Source organism: Pseudoalteromonas sp., from assembly GCF_041629635.1.
Classification (GTDB): domain Bacteria; phylum Pseudomonadota; class Gammaproteobacteria; order Enterobacterales; family Alteromonadaceae; genus Pseudoalteromonas.
Genome location: NZ_JBFKMX010000217.1, coordinates 1 through 3,858, shown reverse-complemented (window position 1 = coordinate 3,858; position 3,858 = coordinate 1). Strand labels below are relative to the sequence as shown.

5 protein-coding genes are annotated in these 3,858 nt (G+C 40.4%); 3 read left to right on the top strand and 2 right to left on the bottom strand.

Annotation, left to right across the window (positions count from 1 at the left end; translation table 11 throughout):
• Window positions 1-247 precede the first annotated feature (247 nt).
• Window positions 248-1,390 (bottom strand): chromate efflux transporter, encoded by a 1,143-nt coding sequence (gene chrA, locus ABYD77_RS18235; RefSeq protein WP_372771518.1) that lies wholly within the window; start codon window positions 1,388-1,390, stop codon window positions 248-250.
• A 130-nt stretch (window positions 1,391-1,520) separates the two neighbouring features.
• On the opposite strand from chrA, the gene ABYD77_RS18230 reads away from it, so the two are divergent.
• On the top strand, window positions 1,521-1,739 hold the full coding sequence (locus tag ABYD77_RS18230; protein ID WP_372771517.1) for a hypothetical protein: 219 nt from the start codon (window positions 1,521-1,523) through the stop codon (window positions 1,737-1,739).
• A 50-nt stretch (window positions 1,740-1,789) separates the two neighbouring features.
• Window positions 1,790-2,362 (top strand): YSC84-related protein, encoded by a 573-nt coding sequence (locus ABYD77_RS18225; protein ID WP_372771516.1) that lies wholly within the window; start codon window positions 1,790-1,792, stop codon window positions 2,360-2,362.
• A 57-nt stretch (window positions 2,363-2,419) separates the two neighbouring features.
• On the opposite strand, the gene ABYD77_RS18220 is transcribed toward ABYD77_RS18225, so the two are convergent.
• Complete coding sequence (locus tag ABYD77_RS18220) at window positions 2,420-3,112, bottom strand: tellurite resistance TerB family protein (RefSeq protein ID WP_372771515.1); 693 nt, start codon at window positions 3,110-3,112, stop codon at window positions 2,420-2,422.
• Window positions 3,113-3,303: 191 nt separating this feature from the next.
• On the opposite strand from ABYD77_RS18220, the gene ABYD77_RS18215 reads away from it, so the two are divergent.
• On the top strand, window positions 3,304-3,669 hold the full coding sequence (locus ABYD77_RS18215) for a DUF2750 domain-containing protein (protein ID WP_372771514.1): 366 nt from the start codon (window positions 3,304-3,306) through the stop codon (window positions 3,667-3,669).
• Window positions 3,670-3,858 lie beyond the last annotated feature (189 nt).

The following is a 3,858-nucleotide window of genomic DNA, read 5'->3' as shown; positions in this document are numbered from 1 at the left end:
TGTTTTCGTCTTATACAAAACCTCAAGCTCAGCGTTAATTTTGTCAATTAAACAGTCTTTGCATAGGCAGCCTTGCGTGTCTTTAACAGGTAAAATTGTTGGTAGAGAAAAGCACCAACAATTGCCTTCTTTACTGGTACACGAAAATGTGGCTTGGCATTGAGAACAAATCATATGGACTAACCAAAAAAGCGCCAGCATAAGTTAAATTTTATGCGAGCGCAATCAATAGCAGCGGTTAGTACTTTTAAATATAAGGCAGTACAGCACCACCGAGCATAAAGCAGAGTACTAAAGCGATAATCGGTAACTTAAGTTGCTTAAGTAAAAATACGCCTACAATTAGCATGGCAATATCTTTTGGTGCTTCAACCGCACTGATAAAAATAGGTTGATAAAGTGCAGCTATCAGTAAGCCCACAACAGCAGCATTAACCGCTGCAAGGGCACCTGCAACACGTGGCTTTGCTGCAAGAATTTGCCAGTCTTTTAACACCGCAAGCAACAATAAAAACCCAGGTAAAAACACGGCAAGTGTAGCGATTAATGCTCCGGTAATTGGCGCGTTTTCAAATAGCTGATAACCGATGTAAGTTGCAAAGGTAAACATCGGGCCAGGAACTGCTTGTGCTGCCGCATAGCCGGTAATAAACGCGTCTTGCGATAGCTTATCACCGACAATATTTTGCAATAACGGCAATACCACATGGCCGCCACCAAACACTAAACTGCCAGCCTGATAAAAATCATTAAAAAGGGCAATTTCAGGGGCAAAAAAACTCACAAATGGTAAGCCAAGTAGAAAAATCAAAAAGCCAAGTAATGGCACAATATTGGGTTTAAATGAATGTGTATTAGTCGTATTAGTCCCTTTCAGTGCTACGGCACCGATAAATGCCGCAAATAATAAAACAATAAACTGCGATGTGATACTCGGTACTAACAAAAGCACTACAGCGGTAACAAAACACAATAATGCCGTGAGTTTACTTTTACAAAAACTGTTAAACATGCCCCAAGCCGCATCGGCAACCACCAATACCGCCAATAGTTTTAATCCATGAACAATACTATTAAACAGGGAATTATCAGTAAGTGAACTTGCCACAGTTGCCAGCAATACCATAATGACGACCGAAGGCAGCGTAAAGCCAATAAATGCGGCGATAGCGCCAGCTAAACCACCGCGTTTATAGCCTAGAGCAAACCCTACCTGGCTTGACCCCGGGCCTGGCAAAAACTGGCTAAGTGCAATCAATTGGCCATATTCGTCATCACTCAACCATTTATACTTTTCAACAAAGGTTTTCCTAAAATAGCCAATATGGGCTGCGGGCCCGCCAAAACTGACCCATCCAAGCAAAAAGAAGGTTTTAAAAATACTAAACATAAACATCAATAAGGTGACGTAATTAATAATGCGCAAAGCATAAAAAAAACAGTGTAATTAAACAAATAAATATTAAGCCTAGATTAAGTTAACGTGATTAAAAATAGCACTACAACACAAGGAAACCGTTATGAACAAAACAATGTTTCAATCTAAGCTATATTTAGCCCTAACAGTCATCTTATCTATCGTTTTAGCTGTAATTATATTACCGGTTGTACTGTTTGTTTGGTTAACCGTGGTGCTGTTTATTTCGCTGAGCGTATTGTTTACTCGTTTAATCAGCAATAAAAAAGCTTCGGTAAAATATGCCTATCACAATGGCAAAATCGAAAAAGTGATTAATTAACGCTTACCTTTAGGTAAGTGTGTTCGAGTGTTACGAAAAGGAGACAAAACATGGGTAAGATTTTAACCGTTTTATTGTCACTGTGTTTAATAAGCTTAAGCACAGTGGCAAAAGCCGACTACTATCAAAGTACAATTAATAACTTTCGCCAATCGGCAGCTGCAAAACCCTTTTTTGATAATACCTACGGTTACGCGGTGTTTCCAACCATAGGTAAAGGTGGTTTAGGTGTTGGGGCAGCCTATGGTAAAGGCAAAGTCTACAAGCAAGGCAAAGCTGTTGGCAAAACAAGTATGAGCCAATTATCGCTTGGTTTTCAAGCAGGTGGTCAAGCCTATAGCCAAATCATCTTTTTCAAAGATAAACGTGCGTTTGATGAATTTACCTCAGGCAATTTCGAATTTGGCGCAGGCGCATCGGCAGTTGCCATTACCGCAGCTGCACAAGCGCAAGCAGGCTCTACAGGTGTCAGTTCAAGTGTTGGTACGGATGCAGATTCTACCAAACAAAATAAGGCGATTTATCGTAAAGGCATGGCAGTAATGACGCTCGCCAAAGGTGGCTTAATGTATGAAGCAGCCATTGCAGGGCAAAAATATGACTATAAGCCGCTGAAAAAATAAAAAGCTTTGAATATAAATAAAAAACCAGAGGTAACCTCTGGTTTTTTTATTTAATAACTATTCACTGTGTGCGATTTGCTGATGAATGTTATTGACTAATTCCCGTGGTAAACACAATTGATTTGCCAGCGTTTGTAAGTATTGCTGTGAAATTTGTTGGTTTAAATCAATGGCACTGGCACTGGCAGCATACACTTCAATACCGGTATGCGCATTGGGTACTGCAGCCACAAGCTCAGATAAGCTCATTGGCTTTCTAAGCTCATCAAATAACATGGCTTTTTCGTTCATTGATAATGTCATTTGCTCAACTTGCACAAAGATTTTTTGCCTTTCGTTTTCATCAATATGACCATCGGCATATGCCGCAGCAATCATCGCGCGCATAAGCAGTAATTGGCCACACCCTGTTTCATCTTCTACCACGTGCTCAAACGTTTGCTGCTGCATAGTAGCAGGTTCAAATTGATAGCGATTCGCCCCTTGACGCTGTTGCATTGCCTCATCAAAGGTTTTTTTATCAGCCGCTTGTTGTGCGCTACTGCTTTTTTCACTGTATTGTTGATAGGCTTTCCAAGCAAGTCCGCCAACGGCGGCAAGGGCACCGTACTTAACCGCTTTTGACCCCATCTTTTTCGACTTTTTACCACCAAGCAAGCTGGTTAATCCACCGCCTGCCACGCCACCTAAAAAGCCACTTAATGCACCTGATTTATTTAGGCTGCCAACTAATTTTTGTAGATCTTTCATAGCTCTTCCCTAAATTGTTTACAAGTAGAGTAAAAAATACATTGGCTAAAGGAAATAAAAAATCTGTTACAAAGTGATTCAAAGGTGAGCTTAAAAGAGAGAAAAAACATGTTTACACCATAACAGTGCGATAATTTTGTCATATAAAGGGTATACTCTCGCAAAAGTCATTATAGATAGTGGAGATAAATATGAGTGAAACGAATCAACGTGAAATTCTCGCGGAATTTTTAACTCAAAGTAAAACAGCTCAGTCAATATGGGCATTGCAAGACAAAGCCAGTGAAGATTGGGTAGTTTTAGATTCTCCAAACTTTGAAAATGCAGAAGTAATGCCTGTTTGGTCAACAAAAGAATTGGCTCAGGTGCATTGTGTGCAAGAATGGCAAGAGTTTGAACCAAGTGAAATTTCAATTAACGATTGGCTCGACTACTGGTTAGAAGATCTTAAAGAAGACGATATTGTTATTGGCGTAAACTGGGCTGAAGAAGGCGATATTGTTGAGCTTGAAGTGACTGATTTTAGTCAGGCATTAGCAAGCATTCTACCGGTTTAATTTAAGATTAAACCACACGTCGGCAACTCTGCCGACGTGCCTTTTAAGCGTTAGCGCTGCTGAATTAAACATAAGCACACGCTAGTCACTTACCCCTTCAATATCACCGCGCCTTACTGGGTAGCCCTGATTCATCCAACCAAAAATACCTTCCCATAATACTGCTGTTCGGGTGTAACCACGTTTTCG